Here is a 19822-nt window from a genome sequence, read left to right on the forward strand (position 1 = left end):
TTTCAGTCTTCAAATCCCGCACTACGTATAGCCCAGACCGTTGTGCAACAGTTAAAAAAAAAATAACGCAAAAATTGAATGATAGAATTAAATTTGTAACTTTGATATTATGGATTTAAGTTTAGAAAAGAAAAAAATCGAATTAATTCAATGGTTATCAACATTAAACGACAAGTCTTTGATTGACAAACTAATGAAATTAAGAGATGAAGAAAAAACCGATTGGTGGAATGAAATTTCTGCTTCCGAAAAAGAATCTATTGAAAAAGGAATTCAAGATGCTGACAACGGAAAATTAACTTCTCACTCTAACGTGAAAGGAATTTATGAAAAGTGGTTATAAAATACTGTGGACTGACCACGCAATCTCTGAACTTAAAGAAACTATTGAATATCTTGAAAATAATTGGACTGAAAGAGAATTAAGAAAATTTGCTGCTAAATTAGATCACACAATCGAACTGATTTCAAAAATGCCTGCAATTTTCCCCGAATCAATTGAAAAAAAGAAAATCCGAAAAGCTGTAGTTGAAAAGCATAACAATTTATACTACAGAATCAATAAAAATTCAATTGAGATTGTTTCTTTATTTTCAAACAGAAAGAATCCAAATAAGAAAAAAATATAAAACCGTTGCACAACAAAGGCTATACATAATGCGGGGTTAAGTGTGAAATTTGAAATTTTCGTCTTGTATTTCGCTTCGCCTTTTGTATATTTATTGAAAATTTAAAATATTCAACGGCTACGCTCTACTTCGTGCCGATTTGAAACTTTCAGCTTTCAAATCCCGCACTACGTATAGCCCAGACAGTTGTAGCCAATTAAATCAGACAAATGAAATTTAGGGTATTTTATGTAATAATTATACTTTTAGTTGTTGGTTGCTCAACAACTAAACTTCCTGCAAAGAAAATATCTCAAGCTGAAATTCCCACACCAAAATTTATTTTGAAAAACAAGAGTTTGGAAATACAACTCATAAATCCCGCTAGTTGTCCAATTAGATTTGAAATTGAAACTAATAACTCAAATTTAAATAATAGACTTAAAGAACTTGGTATCATCGAATTGAAAGCAAAGTCAGATACATTAGTTAGAATAAGAAATGTATCCCAGTTTGACCAGAATGCATCATTTGGTTACAACTGGAGATTTGGTAGTTTATCAAAAAAGATTACACCTATCAAAATGGAATTACCTTTTCCAAAAGGCAAAAAATATAAAGTCATTCAAGGAAATAATACAAATCATACTCATAATACAGAATGGTCAAAATTTGCTGTTGATTTTGACCTGAAAATAAATGATACTATTTGTTCATCAACCGATGGTTTTGTAGTTGGGGTTGTTGACCAATATAAATATGGAGGCAAAGGAGATGAATGGAAATCTTATGGAAATTTTGTAACTATATATGAACCAAATTCAGGCATTTTTACCCAATATGTACATTTAACTGAAAATGGAAGTTTGGTTAAAGTAGGTGATAAAATCAAGAAAGGTCAACCTATTGGGATGTCAGGTATGACAGGCCAAACAGATATTGAACATCTGCATTTTAATTGTTTAGTTCCAACAAACAGCGAAGATGGATTAAAGTCAATCGAATTTGATTTTGTTGGTGGTTATAAAAGTATTGAACTAAAGAAAGGCGATATACTTGAAAAATAACTGGCTACAACAATGGCTATAAACAATTGGGGCGAAAGTGATAAAACGGAAGTATAAACATAAAACAAAGGTCGGTGCTAAACTGAAAAGTTAAGGCGTAAAATCCCCAACTGTTTATAACCGAGACCGTTGTGCGTAATTAAAACAGAACTCAAAATGACTTTTTGTAATAAATAATTATTGCGTTCGTCTTATAAAAAATAGCTGATAATCCAATGAACAAAATATTTTTCGCAATAATCCTACTTTTAACCATTAGTACAGTCAAAGCACAGTCGAAAGCTGAAAAATTAGACAGTATTTTTACTTTACTTCATCAAAGTGATAGATTTAATGGTTCAATTCTAATAGCCGAAAAAGGGGTTCCTATTTTTGAAAAAAGTTATGGCCTTTCAAATATTGAGCAGCAAATATCATTATCTAATAATTCTATCTATAAGTTGAATTCTGTTTCCAAGCAATTTACAGCAATGGGAATATTCATTTTAAAGAATAAAGGGAAGTTAAAGCTAACAGATGAATTGTCAAAATATATCCCTGAATTGAAATTCTATAAAAATGTAACGATTCAAAATTTACTAACTCACACTCACGGAATTCCCGATTATGATTCCCTTTTTGAAGAAAAATGGGATAAAAATAAAATTGCAGACAATAAAGACATTATCAAGCTATATAAAAAGTACAAGCCAATAAAAAAATTTAATCCTGGAGAAAAATTCCTTTATGGAGGAATAGGATTTGAACTTTTAGCCATTGTAATTGAACGAGTTTCCCATAAATCATATAATGATTTTTTAACCAAGAATATCTTCAATCCATTGAAAATGGAAAACACATTTGATTATCACAGATTTGAGCATAAAACAATTAAGAAAAATATGGCTCTTGGATACATTTACTCTGTCAGTTTACAAAAACGAGAGCGACCTGAAATTTTATCTCATCACGGAGAAGTTATGTGGAGTAATGGAATTTATGGTTCTGGTAATATTCATACAACAACATCAGATTTGCTAAAATGGGATAGAGCATTGTATGATAAAAAATTCATTTCTAAACGAGATTTAGATTTAATATATGGCTTCACCCAACTAACTGACGGAAATTCAATAAATTATGGTTTTGGTTGGTGGATAACAGAAAAAGAAGGAATTGGAAAAGTGGTATATCACGCTGGAAATTCTAATGGTTTTGAAACTCATTTTGAAAGACATTTAGACAGTGATAAAACCATTATCATTTTGCAAAACTTTGATGCAACTACACCTGCTATTGAAGCAATAGATGCAATTTTATACAACAAACCTTTAAAGTTCGTTGCTTCAAGAAAAGAAATTCAATTATCAGAAATTCAATTAAAAGAATTTGAAGGAAATTATGCTATTAATGAAAATGTGATTTTCAACATTTTCATTAAAGATTCTATATTATTTGCTCAACTATCAGGACAAAGTGCAATCGAATTAATCCCTGAAACTCAAAATAAGTTTTTTGTTAAAAAAGTAGATGTACAGTTTGAATTTATCAGAGATGAAAATTATAAGATAATAAAAATGAATATCTTTCAGAATGGAAATAAAATGGAAGCGATAAAAAAATAACTACGCACAATAACTAAGCTTTCGTCTTGCCCGGAGGGCATGAGATGAATTGAAAATCACTGAACACCAAAACAAATAATAAACAAGTGAAGTAAAGCCCGTTGAACCCTTCGATAAACTCAGGGCAGGCTCACCGGAGTAGCTTTATGTATTATGGAGTTTTCGAAGTGTAGCTTTAAAATATACCAGCAGTAATTTTGCCATTACTGCTTTTTTTTATGGTTGAACTTGTACTGTTTCAACCTTTTTCACTTTCTTTTCTTTACGATGAAACACAAGTTCCCTTACCCGTAAAAGTTAATTCACAGAAGCAAGTGTATTTTCGATAAGATATACTTTTGGCGGACCTCTTTGCCCAAAAACATGCAACGTAACCAGATTTCCAACCTTAGTCCGTAAACGGTGTGTTTAAAATACGATTGTGAAAGAGATTTAGAGCGTTGTTGGAGTACAAAGAGGTAATCTTTAACCTGTTCAGGATCTAATTGGGTTGGTAAAGATCCAAAATGAAGCGCCATTGCAGCTATATGACGTGAATAATTTTCGAAAGTCCGTTTACTTCGTCCTAAAATAGAAATATTACGCTCAAAACGTTGTAGAAGTTCTGAAAAACCATTAATTTCGTTACAAGCGCGATTCAGGTATTTGTTCGCTCTTAATTCCTCCGGAGATTTTTTTTAGTTACCATAGTATCAATTATTTAATCGTTAATAAATACTAAGGTACGAATATCATCGCAACGAAAGCTACCGGAGGTTTAGTTCAAAATGCGGTTTTGCTAAATCCTTTCCCCGAGCAAGCTCGGAAAAAGAACTTCGCAAAGCCGCCGCCCCGTTAGGCAGCAAGGCTAACACGACACATAAACCTAATAATAACAACATTAAACAATGGGAATTTTTGACAAAATATTTGGAAAGAAAGAAGATAAAATTCAGACGTATGCAGACTTTTGGAATTGGTTTTCTGCAAACGAACAGACATTCTATAATGTAGTAAGGACAGGTAAAAATATAGAAGCGGGCTTTTTCAACAAACTTTCACCAAAACTTGAAGAATTAAAAGACGGTTTCTTTTATCTGACAGGTATGTATGACGACAATACAGCAGAATTGGTATTTACACCTGATGGAGTATTAAAGAACATTGTTTTTGTTGAAGAACTTGTGAGTTCAGCACCCAAAATACCTAATTGGAAATTTACTGCATTAAAACCCGAACTTGACATAGAGAACGTTGGGATTAAAATGGCAGACTATACTTTTGACAGAGATAATCTATCGTTTTACGCTATTGAGCATAAAAATTTTCCTGATGAAGTTGACATAGTTGTAGCCCACAACGACTATAAAGAAGACGAGAAATCAACAATTATAAATGGGACATACATTTTCCTTGACAATTATCTCGGTGAACTTAACTCTGTTACAACCATCGACAACTTAACAGTAATTTCAAAAGACCATGCAGAAAAAGAATTGATACCAATTGAAAAACTAAAAGATTATCTAATTTGGAGAGAGAAAGAGTTTTTGGAAAGATATGAAGGCATTCGTTACAACACAGAAAATGATAGTTTTTCAAGTTTAGAAGCGACACTTAATATCGGACTTCCATTAGTTGCAATTATCAATACAACTTTACTTGATTGGGACAGTAAAGCATCACATCCTTGGATATTGAAAGTTGAAATAAAATTTGACGGCAGTAAAAACAATGGAATGCCTGACAATAATACTTATGAGCAACTAAATAGCTTTGAAGATGAAATAATGGCTGAACTTAAAGACTTTGAAGGATATTTAAACATAGGTAGACAAACAGCAGACAGTGAAAGAATTATTTATTTCGCTTGTAAAGATTTCAGAAAGCCATCAAAGCTTCTTTACAATTTGACAAAGAAATATTCAGACAAATTAGATTTAAGCTATGACCTTTATAAAGACAAATATTGGCAATCATTTGAAAGGTTCAGGCCCAACTAACAAAAGAAGTTCAGCTGCCAACACGGGTTTTGCGTCAGGCGGGTTGACGTGTAAACTTGGAGCTCCTATGTTTGCAAATTTATTACTTTGCAAACATAGGAGCCCTAGAACGTTATCGGCAATTATATCGCGAAACTGCTAACCACCAAAACAATGAGTTATACTTTTAACTTGTACTAAAAAGGGGAAGCCTATAACATTAGTAGCGATTCGATCTTATTTCAAAGCTTTCCTTACCTCCGGAGCTACTTTAGTTCCAAATAATTCAATCGATTTCATAAGCATATTGTGGGCTGGGTCTCCCACATCCATTTGTCCTACGAAGCGGGTATGACCAAACCATTCATGCTGTTGCAAAATTTTATCGATCACCGCATTGGGTTCTCCCATAATATAAGCTCCTTCTGGTTGGGTGGTGTTTAAAAATACTTCTTTGCTAAATGGTGCCCAACCGCGCTCTTTTCCTATATGATCCATCTGGGCTGCATAGAACGGAAAATAATCATCTTTTATACTGCCGGTAGCGCCTAAAAAAGTATGTGAATTAATACCTACTTGCATTTTTGCTGCATCGTGACCTGCTGCCAGATAATTTTCTTTGTAATAATCAACCAAAGGTTTGAAATTAATAGGCATTCCACCAATAATTGCAAACATAATCGGCACACCCAATCGTGCAGCACGAAGCACTGATGCGGGCGTTCCACCCACAGCAATCCAAACGGGCAGTTGGTCTTGAAATGGTTTGGGATGTAGATTTACGTTTTGCAAACTCTGTGTTAGTCGGCCATTCCAATTGATATTGGTACCGTTTTTAGCAACAATATCCAACAAAAGCAGTAGTTTATCTTCAAACAAGGCATCATAATCGTCTAAGCTAAAGCCAAAAAGCGGAAACGATTCTATAAAACTACCGCGACCTGCCATAATATGTGCCCTGCCTTTTGAAATTTGGTCCAACATACTGAAATCTTCGAACAAACGCACTGGGTCGCTAGAGCTTAAAACTGTTACAGCCGATCCTAACTTTATGTTTTTTGTAACAGCCGCTGCGGCGCTTAAAAACAATTGTGGATTGGTTACGCTGTAATCGGCGCGGTGGTGTTCGCCCATTTCAAAAACATCCAAACCAGCTTCGTCTGCCAGTTTAACCTGTTCCAGCATTTCCGTAAACCGTTGATGAGGTTCTTTTCGCTGTTTCGTTTGCGGATCTAACCTTAAATCGCCAAACATCGATATTCCTAGTTCCATATTTTCTGATTTTTAGTAAAGTTCGTGAAATAGTTGCGGTATCTGCTTAATGTAGTGCAAGAAGTTACTCCCTTTTTTCTTTGCGATACAAATCCCAGATCTTTTCTTGCTCTTTCCTGCCTTTTTGTGCCACTTGGATGTATGATTTTGAATTGCTTTTCGCTTTTTTATCGAAATAATGGTTGATGTTGTTCAGCAACAAAATCCAGTATTTGGCTTTAGAGTAGGGAAGTCCTAATCCAGACCGACTTTCACTGCCCAATAAAACTTCGTTGTATCCGACGTTTGTTTTTTGCACAAACCATTTCATAAATGAATTATTGGTAAACGTAACCAGTTTGGGTTCTTCATATAACGCATAAGCCAAATCTTTTGAATCTTGATCGATACCTTTCTGGGTTTTACTCCATAAATAAAGCTGTTTTGCAGCTTCCTCGCCTGTATCGGGCAATAATTCCAACGGAATGCCTAAAAGATAACCTACGTATTTCCAAAGGTGTAAAACTGCGGTCAGTTCTTTATTGGTCGGTGGCAGTTTTAATTTTGATAATCCGTCCATAAAAGCGATCGAAAAACCTAAATTGGTAGCCAGCATATCCCATAAATTAATGGGTCTGCCCCACAATTCCGGTTTCCAATCAGTCGATTTTTCAATATGTAAACGGGAATAAGAATGAATCAATCGTGTGGTTAATATCGAATAGATTCCTTTTTGTTGAGGCTTTAATCCGTTTACCGTTGTAACATTCATCCAGAAATCCACCGTATCAGCCAAACGTTTTACGGCACCTTTGTGCAATGCCTGTGTAAAAATAAGCGGTTTGTTAATGGCTGAAGATTCGTATCCGCCCATTAAACAATAATTGCGCAAAACCGATAATGCCGATGTGCCGCAACGGTTACAGTACGTCGCCGCAAGATTAATCAAATCGAAATTTACCCAAGCTGGAATATCGGACAGTTGTTTAAAAAGTTGTTGTGTAGGTTCTGAAAGATTTTCTTTGTTTGAAGGATACATCGAAAAATCACGATGCAATGTTCCAATAGCTTCGCTAAACTGTTTATTGGTAAAATATTCTTTTGCTACAGTATCGCCCCATTCATCAACCTGAAAATACAACGGAATAAGTTGTTCGCTTTCTTCCAAAGAAACATTCGGCAGTAATTTTGGCAATAAATTATCGTTGGTAGGTTTCCAGTAACTGGAAAAAGAATTGTTATTTTCGGTGATATATCTTTCGGGAGCTTTCATAGTTTAAATATTGCAATGGGTGATACAAATTTACAAGCTTTGTATGTTTACCAAGACCTCACAGGTTTTTAAAACCTGTGAGGTCTGAAAATTAACAAATTATTTTTGTCTTATTCTAACTTTAAAGATATGAAAAAAGGTTGATTTGAACTTCAAATCAACCTTTAGTAAAGTAATCAATTAACTAAAATAAATCTATTATTAATGATGGGCAAAATCCGATAACTAGATTAATAATGATGGCTGCAACTGCAACCGCAGCATACACAACGTTTTTCTGGTAAACCGTATTGGCATCTGCATTTTTATAGGTAAACATGGTGATGATTACCTTAAAGTAGTAATAAATACTAATGATTGATGTAATTACTGCTGTAATAACCGTGATGTAGAAACCTTGCTTTAAAGCTTCGGTAAACAAGAATAATTTTCCAAAGAATCCTGCTAAAATAGGTATTCCCGCCATTGATAATAAAGCCAACGACAAGGTTACTGCCAACACAGGTTTGTGTTTTGCAAATCCGCGGAAATGCATAACCAATTCTTCTTTTTTATCCTGACATACATATAAAATAACGCTGAATGCCGCAATACCTGCAATGGCATAAGCTGTCATATAGTAAAATAAATAAGGTTCTGCGGTTTTACCCAACAAAATTGCCATTAACATAAAACCGGCATGCGAAATACCCGAATAGGCCATAAGGCGTTTAATGTTGTTTTGTTTCAGCGCCATTACGTTACCAATGATCAATGTGGCAACAATTAAAAAAGCAATTAAGTTTACAAAGTTTGTTGGCATGGCAGGGAAAAATACTACGCTTAACTTGTAAAACGCAGCTACCGCAGCAACTTTTGCCAATGTACTCATGGTTGTTGTGGTTAGCAAAGGCGATCCTTGGTAAACATCCGGAGCCCAGAAATGGAACGGGAAGGCTGCTATTTTAAACAGTAAACCAACCAACATTAAGGTAAAACCAACGGTGAACCATTTTGGCATTGCCAATTGTGTGCTTGCCAAAAGAATCTGATCTAGATCAAACGAAGCTGTTGCGCCATAAATCAAGGCAATTCCGAACAAAATAAATCCTGAAGCGAAAGATCCCATTAAGAAATATTTCATTCCGGCTTCGTTACTTTTTATATTCGTTCTGTCGCTTCCTGCTAAAATGTATAAGGTGATCGATAAAATTTCTAATCCTAAAAAGAACATTACCAGATTTCCGAACGAAACCATACAGTAAGCGCCAATCAATAAGAATATTTTTAAAGAGGTGTAATCTGATATTTTATCGTATTGTTCCTTGTAGAACGATTGTCCCAACGCCACAATAAAAAACGTTAAAACAATAAAAAGCGAATTGAATAAAACCGTTGATTTGTTTACCACAATCATGTTGTTGTAGAACGAATCAATTGAATTAAAATCGCATATATTCAAGCCTAACGCAACCAATAAACCCACCAAAGTTAAAGGCACAATGGTTTTGCGCAGGTTAAAAATCTCTAATACTAATATAAGAACCGCTAAAGATGCTAAAGCTATTAATGTACTCATAGTTTAATTTTTCTATGTTCTATTGAATAAATAAATCGGTTAGTAATTTCGGATAGATTCCCAAACCAATTAAAACCACACAAATAACCGCTAAAACAAAATATTCTTTTGTAGTTACTTCGGCAAAAACCTTGTTTTCTGTGCTTCCTAACACGGCATTTTGAAACATTTTAAGCATGTAATACGCTCCAAGAATGATCGATGTTCCTGCAAAAACGGCATACAGTAATTCTTTTTCTGATAATGCGAACAACAAGGTAAATTCTCCAATGAATCCAAAAGTTCCTGGTAAACCAATTGACGCAAATAGGATGATTAAAAAGAAAGTGGTGAATTTAGGAGCTTGTGAACGAATACCGCCCATTTCCTTAATTTCGTAAGTATCGTATCTTTTGTGAATGATATCAGCCAAATAAAACAAACCAACCACTACAAAACCGTGTGCAACCATTTGAATAATCGCACCTTGATAACCTGTACTATTTCCAACATAAGCACCTGCAGCAACCAAACCAACGTGTGCCATTGACGAATATGCCAATAAACGTTTTAGGTTGTTTGATCTTAATGCGATTAATGATGCGTAGATGATACCAATGATACAAAGAACGATAACCGTTTTTAAGATGTTTTCTGATACATTTCCTGCAATTGGCATTTGCCAGCGTAAAATAGAATAGATACCCATTTTAAGCATGATACCCGAAAGTAACATAGTTCCGATAGTTGGAGATTTCTCGTAGGTGTTTGCCTGCCACGTGTGTAACGGGAAAACCGGAATTTTAATTCCATAAGCTAAGAAAAATGCCAAGAAAATATAATTTGCTTCTTTGGTTGATAGCACTGCTTTAGAAAGATCATCCCAAGCAAAACTGCCGGTTAGTGAATACAAGTAAGCAAAAGCTGCCAACATAAACAGCGATCCTGCAAAAGTATAGATAAAGAACGTTACCATTACGCGTTTTCGTACTTTCCAATCGTCGCTTCCCCATAATAATCCAATAAAGAAAATAGGTAACAATGCTAATTCCCAGAAAATATAGTACACCAAACCATCTTGTGCCAAGAATGTTCCAGCCATTGCAAATGCCATAAACAAAACCAAAGCATACAACTGATTTGCTTTAGAATATAAGGTGTTGAACGATGCCAAAATAATAATTGGCAACAAAAGCGTTGTTAATAGCACCATGGTTAAGCTTAAACCATCCACCACAAATGATAAAGAGATGTTCGGGTTGCTGATCCATTGCTGCGTAAACGAAATATCGCCACCGTTTAAATATTCGCCTGTTAAAATTAAAGCAATTACGGCGTTAATTAAGCTGGTTACTAAAGCTATTTTAGCTGCATTTTTAGAGTTTGATGCCAATGTAGCAACAGCTCCCAAAACATAAATAAGTAAAATAATAATACAATTCATTGCCATAATTTTAGTAACACATAAATAAATAATACAACAAGCCACAAACGCCAATTACAAAGGCAAATAAATACAGACCAATGTTTCCGTTTTGTGCTTTTTTACCTTGATAAGATAGTTCTGCTGGAATTCTCCCAAAGCTTAAAACAATTCCGTTTATTAATCCGTCGATTTGATTTTTAAAGAATGATCCAAAGAAATTCAAGGGATGAACAATTAAAGATTGATAAATTTCATCTAAATAATATTTGTTTGCAAACAACTTCTGTAAGCCCGAAACATTATTGTCGTTAACCGGAACCTGTTTGTTTTTAATATACTTAAAGTAAGCAACCATTAAACCAACCAATGCACCAACAACAGCCAAGCCCATTAACATGTATTCGGTTGTGCCCAATACATGCGGATGTGATGCCGCGTTGTTTTTAATCACCGGTTTTAAAAATTCGTTTAACCAGCTGTTTCCCGGAATACTGATTAATCCGCCAACTGCTGCCAAAACTGCTAAAATGATTAAAGGCATGGTCATTGCAGACGGACTTTCGTGTAAATGATCTTCTTGCTCTTTGGTTCCTCTGAATTTGTTAGAGAAGGTTAAGAACAACAAACGGAACATATAGAATGCGGTTAAAATCGATGCTAAACTTGCTACAACCCATAATACGATGTTATGGTGAAATGCAGTTAATAAAATTTCGTCTTTAGAGAAGAAACCTGATAGAGGAGGAAAACCTGAAATAGCTAAAGTAGATATAAAAAATGTAGCATACGTGATTTTCATGTGCTTTTTTAATCCACCCATGTGGCGCATATCTTGTTCGCCACCAATTGCGTGGATAACTGATCCCGATCCCAAGAACAAACAAGCTTTAAAGAAAGCGTGTGTTATAACATGGAAAACAGCAACTTCGTAAGCACCTAAACCTAATGCCAAAAACATTAAACCTAATTGCGATACGGTTGAATATGCCAATACCTTTTTAATATCGTTTTGAACCAAAGCAATTGTAGCTGCTACTAACGAGGTAACCGCACCAATAATTGCAATGATATGTTGCACATCTGGCGTTAAATCGAACAAAAAGTTTAAACGCGTTATCATAAAGATACCAGCCGTAACCATGGTTGCTGCGTGGATTAATGCCGACACCGGTGTGGGTCCCGCCATTGCATCTGGTAACCAAGTGTAAAGCGGTAATTGCGCACTTTTACCTGTTGCTGCAATAAAGAACGCCATGGTTGCTATTCCTAAAGTAGGGGCTAAGTAGCTTTGTTCTTTCAACGCTACAAAGTCTAAAGTATGGAATAAATATCCGGTTACAAAAATTCCAATTAGAAAGCCTAAATCCCCAATACGGTTCATGATGAATGCTTTTTTAGCGGCGTTGTTGTAATCTTGGTTTTTATACCAGAAACCAATTAATAGGTATGAGCATAAACCAACACCTTCCCAACCAATGAACATCATTGCCAAGTTGCTTCCAGTTACTAAAATCAACATGAAGAAAACAAAGAAATTCAGATATGTGAAGAATTTAGAGAAATGCTCATCATGGCTCATATAACTTGTTGAATACAGATGGATCAATGTTCCGATACCTGTGATGAACAACAACCAAAGAGCCGCTAATTGATCGAAATAAAATCCGAAATCAATAGAAAAATAATTGAATTTCATCCATTCAAACAAAACAATCTTTACAGGTTCTGCATCTTGAATGTAAGCGAAAAATAAGCATGAAGTTACAAACGAAGCGGCAATTGCCACTGTTGCAATAGTACCCGATACTTTTTTGCTTAAATGTTTGCCCCAAAATCCGTTGATTAATGTACCAACCAAAGGGAAAATCAATGTAAGTAGTAATATAGTTGTACTCATGCTATCCTTTTAATTTTTTAAGTTTATCAATATCAATCGATCCTATATTTCTATAAATCGCCACCAAAATTGCCAGTCCAATTGCTACTTCGGCAGCAGCTACAGCCATTGTAAAGAAAACGAATACTTGTCCGTTTGCATCTTCGTGATACGTTGAAAAAGCAACTAAAAGCAAGTTTGCAGCGTTCAGCATAATTTCGATCGACATAAACATTACAATTGCGTTTCGGCGGTATAAAATACCAAACGCTCCAATACAAAATAATAATATGGCTAGATAAATGTATTGGTCTATACCAATTTGTTGTAAAACTTGTTCCATATTATGCTGTTTTTTTCTCTTTTTTAGATATTAATACGGCACCAATCATCGCCATTAACAATAAAATTGCCGCCATTTCAAAAGGTAGTACAAATTCGTTCAATAAAACTTTTCCTAAAACTTGAATGGTTTGGAAATCTACCCCTGTGCTGGCGTATGTTTCTAATGCCGGAGCTGTTTGTGCTAACGAACTCACCAAAAAGAAACCAATCAAGCAAAAACAAATTGTAGCAATGATTTTGGTAACCACTGGTTTTGCAATTTCATCGCTTATGTTTAGGTTCATTAACATGATGGTGAACAACATTAAAATCATGATGGCACCAGAATATACAATGATGTGCACCATTGCCAAAAATTGTGAATTTAACAACGCATAATGACCCGCAATGCTAAAGAAACATACTACTAACCAAATAGCACTGTGAATGGGGTTTTTAGAAAGAATGGTTAAAAACGCGCTTCCTAAAGTAACAGCCGAAAGAATGTAAAATAAAATCTCTATCATTTTTATTCTGATTTAGCGGTGTTACGTATAGCCTGTTCTAAAGGCATAACCAATTGTTCTTTTCCGAAGATAAAATGCTCGCGATTGGTATCTGCCTTTACAATTTTTTTAGATGTAGTTAAGTAGATGGCTTGTTTAGGGCAAGCTTCTTCACACAAACCGCAATAAATACAACGCAACATGTTAATTTCGTATATCTCTGCGTATTTTTCTTCTCTGTACAAATGTTTCTCATCTGGTTTACGCTCGGCAGCTTTCATTGTAATTGCTTCGGCAGGGCATGATAAGGCACACAAACCACAAGCTGTACAACGTTCTCTGCCTTCTTCATCGCGCATAAGCATGTGTTGCCCACGATAAACCGGACTGAACGGACGGGTTTCTTCAGGATAATTAATGGTTACTTTCTTTTTAAACAAATGCTTAAAAGTAGTTGCCATACCGCCTGCAATTGCACCAATGTATAAGCGCTCGCCCAAGGTCATTTCTTTATTAGAAACCTGTTTTTTACGGCCTGATAAGGATATATTTTGAATAGACATATTCTTAATTTTTAGCTTTTTAATAATAACACAACCGCTGTGATAACGATATTAATAATGGCTAACGGTATCAATGTTTTCCAGCCTAAATTCATTAATTGATCGTAGCGGAAACGCGGAATGGTCCAACGCACCCACATGTATAAAAATATAAAGAAACATATTTTCACAAATAATACAGCAATACCAATACCGTTAGCTGCATTTTCGCCCCAGTTTTCGGCTGCCCACGTCATACCCGGATAATTGTAAGCCCCCAAATAAAGAACCGCCAATAGGGTAGAAGAGATAAACATTGCGGCATATTCTGCAAACAAGAAGAATCCCATTCGCATAGACGAATATTCTGTGTGGTATCCACCAATTAACTCTTGTTCACATTCTGCTAAATCAAAAGGAGTTCTGTTGGTTTCTGCAAACGAACAAATTAAAAAGATTAAAAAACCAATTGGTTGGTAAAATATATTCCAATTCATCTCGTGCTGACCTGCTGCAATATCGCGTAAACTCATAGAGCTGTGCATCATTAGCAATGCCACAATAGACAAGCCCATCGCAATTTCGTACGAAATCATTTGCGAAGCTACACGCATGGCACTAATCAACGAATATTTGTTGTTTGATGCCCAGCCACCAATCATGATGCCATATACACTTACCGATAAAACTGCAAAAACATAAAGCATTGCCACGTTAATATCAGCTGCTTGTAGAACGACTTTTCTACCGCCAATTTCTAAGGTATCGCCCCACGGAATTACTGCGGAGGTCATCAACGCCATAGTCATTGATATAAACGGACCCAATACAAACAAAAACGTGTTGGGTGTGTTTGGCATGAATTCTTCTTTCGCAAAAAGTTTTAAACCATCTGCCAAAGGTTGAAGCATTCCGCCCGGACCTGCACGGTTTGGACCTCTACGGTCTTGAATCCATGCGGCAATTTTTCGTTCTGCCAATGTACAATACATGGCAAAAAGCATTGTAATTGCAAAAACAGCTACAATGATTACACTTTTTTCTATAATAATTGCTTCTTCCATAATTAACTGTTTTCTGTGTTTTTATATGGAACTTCTTTCATACTGATTTTTTTGCGGTCTTGCTCTCGACCTTCTAAAATCTGTTTTTCGGTAGCAATTTTCACAGTATCCATTTTTCGGGTATAGTTGTTTTGATTGATAACCGAGAATTTTTCAAATTTTCTTGGACCTTCAATCACCCAATCCGATACTTCTTTATGATCGAATCGACATTCATTGCAAATGAATTCTTCTACTTCGTGATACTCATCTTTACGAGCTGTAACACGTTGAATTTCGTTACCAAACATCCACAAAGTTGTTTTTCCGCAACATTTGTCGCAGTTTCTGTGTGCATTAAACGGTTTGTTAAACCAAACACGCGATTTAAAACGGAAGGTTTTATCTGTTAACGCACCAACCGGACAAACATCAATCATGTTTCCAGACATTTCGTGGTCAATCGCTGCAGAAACATAGGTAGAAATTTGTGCATGGTCGCCACGGTTTAAAACTCCGTGATTTCTGCTGCCACAAACCTGCTCTGCGGTATGCACACAACGATAGCACAAAATGCAACGGTTCATGTGCAACTGAATTTTATCGCCAATATTTTCAGGCTCAAAAGTGCGTTTTTCTTCTTTAAAACGGGTTTTTTCTAAACCGTGTTTAAACGATAAGTTTTGCAAATCACATTCACCAGCCTGATCGCACACAGGGCAATCTAAGGGGTGGTTGATCAACAAAAATTCTGTAACCGCTTTGCGGGCATCTAATGCACGTTCCGAAGTTTTTACTTTCACTTCCATACCGTCCATAACACCTGTTTTGCAAGAAGGCATCATTTTAGGCATTGGGCGCGGATCTGCTTCGCTGCCTTTTGATACTTCTACCAAACACGCACGACAGTTACCGCCTGTATCTTTTAATTTTGAATAGTAGCACATAGCAGGTGGCACCACATCGCCGCCAATCATACGAGCAGCCTGCAATACAGTGGTTCCCGGTTCTACTTCTATTTCTATTCCGTCTATTGTAACTTTCATTGTTTTGTAGTTTAAAGTTTGATGTTTAACGTTTAAGGTTACGAAATTTGAACCTTAAACTTTAAACCTTAAACAAAATTATATGGTTACTGAATTTAGTAAATGTTTTACTTTTTCAAAAGGCTCATTTACAAAATGATCTCTGTTTTTAATTTTTTCTGGGAAACGAATATGGTATTCAAACTCGTCTCTAAAATGACGAATGGCAGCAGCAACTGGCCAAGCAGCCGCATCGCCCAACGGACAAATGGTGTTTCCTTCAATTTTTGCTTGAACACTCCACAATACATCAATGTCTTCTTCTGTACCCTGACCGTTTTCAATTCTCCACAATATTTTTTCCATCCATCCGGTGCCTTCACGACAAGGCGAACATTGCCCACAACTTTCATGGTGATAGAATCTTGAGAAATTCCATGTATTTCGAACGATACAAGCCGTATCATTATAAACAATAAATCCGCCTGAACCTAATGATGATCCTGTTGCAAAACCGCCGTCTGCTAATGATTCATACGTCATTAAACGATCTTCACCGTTTGCGGTTTTAAAAATTAAATGTTGTGGAAGAATTGGCACCGATGAACCTCCGGGAATTAATCCTTTCAACGGACGATCATCAATCATTCCACCACAATATTCATCAGAATTCATGAATTCATCAACGGTAATTCCCATTTCAATTTCATAAACTCCTGGTTTTTTAACGTGACCCGAAACAGAGAATAGCTTGGTTCCGGTAGATCTGCCTAAACCAATTTTAGCATAATCTTCGCCCGAATTCAGTACAATCCATGGCACAGAGGCGATTGATTCTACGTTGTTTACAACTGTTGGGTTTTGCCACAAACCTTTAACAGCCGGAAAAGGCGGTTTGATACGCGGGTTTCCACGTTTACCTTCTAAAGATTCAATTAAAGCGGTTTCTTCGCCACAAATATAAGCGCCACCTCCACAATGAACGTGAAGGTCTAAATCGTAACCCGATCCTTTTATATTTTTACCCAACCAACCGGCTGCATACGCTTCTTTAATAGCGCGTTCCAAGGTTTTAAAAATCCACATATATTCACCACGAATGTAGATATATGAAAGGTTTGCGCCCAAGGCAAACGACGAGGTAATCATTCCTTCGATTAATAAATGCGGAATGTATTCCATTAAATAGCGATCTTTAAAAGTACCAGGTTCCGATTCATCGGCATTACAAACCAAATGGCGTGGATTTCCCGATTTTTTATCGATAAAACTCCACTTTAAACCCACAGGGAAACCTGCACCACCGCGACCACGCAAACCAGAAGTTTTCACTTCTTCGGTGATATCGTCGGGGTTCATTTTCAATGCTTTTTCAACAGAAGCATAGCCACCATTTTCGCGATAAACATCGTATGTTTTGATACCCGGAATATGGATTTTATCAAATAATATTTTTTGTCCCATGGTATTATTTATCGTGTAAGGTTATTTTTCCTTCTTTACAATCGGCAATCAGCTGATCTACTTTTTCTTTGGTTAAGTGTTCGTGGTAAAAATCGCCCAATTGCAACATGGGAGCATAACCACAAGCACCTAAACATTGTACGCCCACCACAGAAAACATTCCGTCTGCTGTTACCTGCCCGGGTTTCACACCTAATTTTTCGCAAGTATAATCCATAACATCTTCTGCTTTATTAATAGCACAACAAGATGTTACGCAAAATTCCAACATATATTTTCCTACCGGTTTTTGGTTGAACATGGTGTAAAAAGTAACCACTTCATACACTTCAATAGGCGTAATGTTTAAAAATTCGGCAGCTTTGTTTTGCAATTCCACACTCAACCAATTGTCGTGTGCATCTTGCAATTCGTGCAATACGGGCAACAATGCTGATTTTTGTTTTCCTTCGGGATAATGACTTATTAACTCGTTGATGCGTTCCATTAACGCCGGAGTTATATTTATATCTTGATGGTATTTTTTATCTATAGTTTCCATATACTAACAATCTAATTCACCAGCAATAACGTTCATACTTGAAAGCGTAATAATAGCATCAGACAAGCTGCGCCCTTTCACAATTTCGTTAAAAGCTTGGTAATAAATGAAACAAGGTCTGCGGAAGTGCAAACGATAAGGCACACGGCTTCCGTTGGTAATCAGGTAAAAGCCTAATTCGCCGTTTCCGCCTTCCACTGAATGATACACTTCGGTATTTGGAACCGGAATTTCGCCCATAACAATTTTGAAATGGTAAATTAAGGCTTCCATATTGTTGTACACATCTTCTTTTGGTGGAAGATAATAATCGGGAACATCGGCATGGAAACCTCCTTCGGCTGGCATTTTTTCTAATGCTTGACGGATGATTTTCATACTTTCCCAAACTTCGGCATTTCGCACACAAAAACGATCGTAGCAATCGCCATTTTGACCAACAGGAATATCGAATTCAAAATCTTCGTACGAACAATAAGGACTTGCCACACGGATATCGTAATCAACACCGGCAGCACGTAAGTTAGGACCTGTAAAGCCATAGCTCATTGCCATATCGGCATCAACAGCACCAGCACCAATGGTACGATCCATAAAGATACGATTGCGGGTTAGCATGTTTTCAAACTCTGTCCAAACTGCTGGAAATTCCGCTAAAAATTCATCGATTTTTCTCCACGCCGTTTCGCTCCAATCGCGTTCAAAACCTCCGATTCTTCCCATGTTAGTCGTTAGGCGTGCACCACAAATTTCTTCGTAGATTTCGTATATTTTTTCGCGGTACTGCATTACGTATAAGAAACCAGTCAATGCACCGGTATCAACACCCATTACAGAACTACAAATGATATGATCGGCAATACGAGCTAATTCCATAATAATTACACGCATATATTGTACGCGTTTTGGAATTTCGATACCCAACATTTTTTCAACCGTCATCCACCAACCGGTATTGTTAATGGGTGATGAACAGTAATTTAAACGATCGGTTAAAACGTTTATTTGATAAAACGGACGGTTTTCTGCAATTTTTTCAAAGGCACGGTGAATGTATCCAACAGTTCCTTCGCCATCGATGATTTTTTCTCCATCCATTAAAAGAATGTTCTGAAAAATTCCGTGGGTTGCAGGGTGTGTAGGACCTAAATTTAAAATAGATAATTCTACACCATCTTTTTCTTTGGTTTCCTTGATTTGTTTTTCAAATCGCTTTTCCGGAACTAATAATAAATCAGACATCGTTTTCGTATTAACAATTAGGACCAGTTCTACCAAAGAAACGGTCGTCTTTATCGGTTCTACCTTGATCTTCTAAAGGAAATTCTTTTCTAAGTGGGAAAGATTCCATTTCATCCATATTTAAAATACGTTTTAACTGCGGATGATTTTTAAATACAATTCCGTAAAAATCGTATGTTTCGCGCTCTTGCCAATTTGCAGCAGGATACAACGAAACAATGCTTTCCACTTCGGGATTGTTTGCCGGTAAAAATACTTTTACGCGAACACGTATATTATCGAACCAATTGTGCAAATGATATACCACACAAAATTGGCGATTTTCTTCATAATCGGGATAGTGCACTCCGCAAACATCGGTTAAGAAATTAAAGTTCATAGAAGAATCTTCTTTTAAGAATTTAATCACTTCGAACGATGCTTCTTTCTTAACTTCAAACGCCAACATATCGTGCAGAACATGAAAATTTTCTACCTTAGGGGTAAACTGTTGGCTTAGCGTTTGCTGAATGATTTCGTTTGTTAAGCTCAT

The 19822-nt window shown here is 36.1% G+C and carries 19 protein-coding genes and 1 pseudogene; 5 read left to right on the forward strand and 15 right to left on the reverse strand.

Annotated features, from left to right (window positions below):
- Positions 1-109: 109 nt before the first annotated feature.
- From MG290_RS11980 to MG290_RS11995, 4 genes are all read left to right on the forward strand, one after another.
- Positions 110-343: a hypothetical protein gene (locus MG290_RS11980; protein ID WP_264561509.1), complete on the forward strand. Its 234-nt coding sequence runs from the start codon at positions 110-112 to the stop codon at positions 341-343.
- Entirely contained in the window at positions 327-629 is a 303-nt protein-coding gene (locus MG290_RS11985) for a type II toxin-antitoxin system RelE/ParE family toxin (protein WP_264561510.1), read from the forward strand. Before MG290_RS11980 ends, MG290_RS11985 begins: the two co-directional genes overlap by 17 nt.
- A gap of 209 nt (positions 630-838) precedes the next feature.
- Positions 839-1675 (forward strand): M23 family metallopeptidase, encoded by an 837-nt coding sequence (locus MG290_RS11990; protein WP_264561511.1) that lies wholly within the window; start codon positions 839-841, stop codon positions 1673-1675.
- Between the two features lie 215 nt (positions 1676-1890).
- Positions 1891-3279, forward strand: coding sequence for a serine hydrolase domain-containing protein (locus MG290_RS11995; protein ID WP_264561512.1), 1389 nt, complete (start codon positions 1891-1893; stop codon positions 3277-3279).
- Between the two features lie 428 nt (positions 3280-3707).
- Here MG290_RS11995 and MG290_RS14875 read toward each other — a convergent pair.
- Positions 3708-3920 (reverse strand): annotated as a pseudogene (locus tag MG290_RS14875) (phage integrase N-terminal SAM-like domain-containing protein); the annotation flags it as partial.
- Positions 3921-4166: 246 nt separating this feature from the next.
- Here MG290_RS14875 and MG290_RS12005 point away from each other — a divergent pair.
- The gene (locus MG290_RS12005; RefSeq protein WP_264561513.1) at positions 4167-5261 is read left to right on the forward strand and encodes a DUF695 domain-containing protein; all 1095 of its coding nucleotides are present in this window, start codon (positions 4167-4169) and stop codon (positions 5259-5261) included.
- A 216-nt stretch (positions 5262-5477) separates the two neighbouring features.
- On the opposite strand, the gene MG290_RS12010 is transcribed toward MG290_RS12005, so the two are convergent.
- The 14 genes from MG290_RS12010 to MG290_RS12075 all read right to left on the reverse strand — a co-directional run bounded on the left by MG290_RS12010 (position 5478) and on the right by MG290_RS12075 (position 19822).
- Positions 5478-6512: an LLM class flavin-dependent oxidoreductase gene (locus tag MG290_RS12010; RefSeq protein WP_264561514.1), complete on the reverse strand. Its 1035-nt coding sequence runs from the start codon at positions 6510-6512 to the stop codon at positions 5478-5480.
- Positions 6513-6576: 64 nt separating this feature from the next.
- Positions 6577-7764, reverse strand: coding sequence for an oxygenase MpaB family protein (locus MG290_RS12015; RefSeq protein WP_264561515.1), 1188 nt, complete (start codon positions 7762-7764; stop codon positions 6577-6579).
- A gap of 184 nt (positions 7765-7948) precedes the next feature.
- The gene (locus tag MG290_RS12020) at positions 7949-9322 is read right to left on the reverse strand and encodes an NADH-quinone oxidoreductase subunit N (RefSeq protein WP_264561517.1); all 1374 of its coding nucleotides are present in this window, start codon (positions 9320-9322) and stop codon (positions 7949-7951) included.
- Between the two features lie 19 nt (positions 9323-9341).
- Complete coding sequence (locus tag MG290_RS12025; RefSeq protein ID WP_264561518.1) at positions 9342-10745, reverse strand: complex I subunit 4 family protein; 1404 nt, start codon at positions 10743-10745, stop codon at positions 9342-9344.
- A 10-nt stretch (positions 10746-10755) separates the two neighbouring features.
- Complete coding sequence (gene nuoL / locus MG290_RS12030; protein ID WP_264561519.1) at positions 10756-12624, reverse strand: NADH-quinone oxidoreductase subunit L; 1869 nt, start codon at positions 12622-12624, stop codon at positions 10756-10758.
- A 1-nt stretch (position 12625) separates the two neighbouring features.
- Entirely contained in the window at positions 12626-12946 is a 321-nt protein-coding gene (gene nuoK / locus MG290_RS12035; protein WP_150009340.1) for an NADH-quinone oxidoreductase subunit NuoK, read from the reverse strand.
- A 1-nt stretch (position 12947) separates the two neighbouring features.
- On the reverse strand, positions 12948-13454 hold the full coding sequence (locus tag MG290_RS12040; protein WP_264561520.1) for an NADH-quinone oxidoreductase subunit J family protein: 507 nt from the start codon (positions 13452-13454) through the stop codon (positions 12948-12950).
- A 2-nt stretch (positions 13455-13456) separates the two neighbouring features.
- Positions 13457-13996 (reverse strand): NuoI/complex I 23 kDa subunit family protein, encoded by a 540-nt coding sequence (locus tag MG290_RS12045; protein WP_264561521.1) that lies wholly within the window; start codon positions 13994-13996, stop codon positions 13457-13459.
- Between the two features lie 11 nt (positions 13997-14007).
- Positions 14008-15039: an NADH-quinone oxidoreductase subunit NuoH gene (gene nuoH / locus MG290_RS12050; protein ID WP_264561522.1), complete on the reverse strand. Its 1032-nt coding sequence runs from the start codon at positions 15037-15039 to the stop codon at positions 14008-14010.
- Positions 15040-15041: 2 nt separating this feature from the next.
- Positions 15042-16064, reverse strand: coding sequence for a 2Fe-2S iron-sulfur cluster-binding protein (locus MG290_RS12055; RefSeq protein WP_264561523.1), 1023 nt, complete (start codon positions 16062-16064; stop codon positions 15042-15044).
- A 78-nt stretch (positions 16065-16142) separates the two neighbouring features.
- On the reverse strand, positions 16143-17507 hold the full coding sequence (gene nuoF, locus MG290_RS12060; protein ID WP_264561524.1) for an NADH-quinone oxidoreductase subunit NuoF: 1365 nt from the start codon (positions 17505-17507) through the stop codon (positions 16143-16145).
- A 4-nt stretch (positions 17508-17511) separates the two neighbouring features.
- The gene (locus tag MG290_RS12065) at positions 17512-18048 is read right to left on the reverse strand and encodes a complex I 24 kDa subunit family protein (RefSeq protein WP_264561525.1); all 537 of its coding nucleotides are present in this window, start codon (positions 18046-18048) and stop codon (positions 17512-17514) included.
- Positions 18049-18051: 3 nt separating this feature from the next.
- Positions 18052-19290 (reverse strand): NADH-quinone oxidoreductase subunit D, encoded by a 1239-nt coding sequence (locus MG290_RS12070; protein WP_264561526.1) that lies wholly within the window; start codon positions 19288-19290, stop codon positions 18052-18054.
- Positions 19291-19300: 10 nt separating this feature from the next.
- Positions 19301-19822, reverse strand: a complete 522-nt coding sequence (locus MG290_RS12075) for an NADH-quinone oxidoreductase subunit C (protein WP_264561527.1) — start codon at positions 19820-19822, stop codon at positions 19301-19303.

Source organism: Flavobacterium sp. CBA20B-1, from assembly GCF_028473145.1.
In the GTDB taxonomy this organism is placed as follows: domain Bacteria; phylum Bacteroidota; class Bacteroidia; order Flavobacteriales; family Flavobacteriaceae; genus Flavobacterium.